The 1,129-nt window shown below is 73.8% G+C and carries 3 protein-coding genes; all 3 read left to right on the top strand.

Annotation, left to right across the window (positions count from 1 at the left end; all coding sequences use genetic code 11):
- The coding region (locus IBL25_RS26275; RefSeq protein WP_187781367.1) for a hypothetical protein at window positions 1–309 on the top strand (309 nt) is incomplete at its 5' end.
- A gap of 1 nt (window position 310) precedes the next feature.
- Window positions 311–532: a hypothetical protein gene (locus IBL25_RS26270; RefSeq protein WP_187781366.1), complete on the top strand. Its 222-nt coding sequence runs from the start codon at window positions 311–313 to the stop codon at window positions 530–532.
- The coding region (locus IBL25_RS26265; protein WP_187781365.1) for a PfkB family carbohydrate kinase at window positions 529–1,129 on the top strand (601 nt) is incomplete at its 3' end. The genes IBL25_RS26270 and IBL25_RS26265, both read left to right, overlap by 4 nt.

Raw genomic sequence — 1,129 nt, 5'->3', positions numbered from 1 at the left:
GCCGCCGCCAAGCCCGCGCGCGCAGCCCGGGCGCCGGCGCGTGGCGGCAAGGGCCGGGCGCCGAAGCGGTCTGAACGCTTCCGCCTCTGGCTGGCCCTGCTGCCGCGCCAATGGCTGGCGGTGGCGGTGATCGTGGTGGTGCTGCTGATCGGCATTCCGCTGGCGGTGGCGCTGGTGGGGGATCTCGGCGCGCTGCTGCTGCTGGTGGGGACTGGCGGCTTTGCCCTTGGACGCGCCACCGCGCGTCACGACATCCCCGGCACGGCCTCGCGCGGCAAGGCGCCGCGCCGCCGGGCGGAAGGGGGATAGGATGTTCTGGTTTCTGTTGCTGCTGGTGCTGCTGGTCTTCGGCCTGCCGATGATGATGCTCTTCGCGGCGCTCTCGGTCGGCATCTGGCTGGTGGGGGCGGTGCTGGGGCTGGTCTGGGCCGTGCTGACCTTTGTGTTCAACGACGCGGCTACGGCGCTGCTGGTCGTGGCCGCGCTTTGGTTCGGCTATGCCTGGGGCCGCAAGAGGCAGCGGGGCCTGTGAGCGTCCTGGTCTTCGGCTCCGCCAATGCCGACCTGATCTTCCCGACCCCCACGCTGCCGGCGCCGGGCGAGACGGTGCTGGGCGAAAGCTGGCGCGCATCGCCCGGTGGCAAGGGCGCCAACCAGGCCACGGCGGCGGCGCGTGCCGGGGCACGGACCCATTTCATCGGCGCCGTCGGCACGGACTCGCTGGCGGAGGTCGCGCTGTTGGGCATGGTGGCGGCGGGGGTGGACCTGTCCGGGCTGGCGCGGGTGGGGGTGGCTACCGGCGCCGCCGCCATCTGCGTCGATGCCAGGGGCGCTAACCAGATTTCCGTGGCCTCCGGCGCCAATATGGCGGTGCGGGCGGCGCAGGTGACGGATGCCGATCTGGGCCCCGGCACCGTGCTGCTGCTGCAGATGGAAGTGCCGGTGGAGGAGATGGCGGCGCTGGTGGCGCGCGCCCGCGCCGCCGGGGCCCGCATCATCCTGAACCTGGCCCCGCCCGCGCCGGTGCCGGAGGCCATGCTGCGGCAGATCGACCTGCTGGTGGCCAATGAGCACGAGGCCGCCTGGCTGGCCGCCAGCCTGGGCGTGGCGCCCGAGGCGGCGGCGCTGC

The organism is Pseudoroseomonas ludipueritiae, from assembly GCF_014490445.1.
Taxonomy (GTDB): domain Bacteria; phylum Pseudomonadota; class Alphaproteobacteria; order Acetobacterales; family Acetobacteraceae; genus Pseudoroseomonas; species Pseudoroseomonas ludipueritiae.
This window is presented reverse-complemented; position numbering and strand designations above follow the sequence as displayed.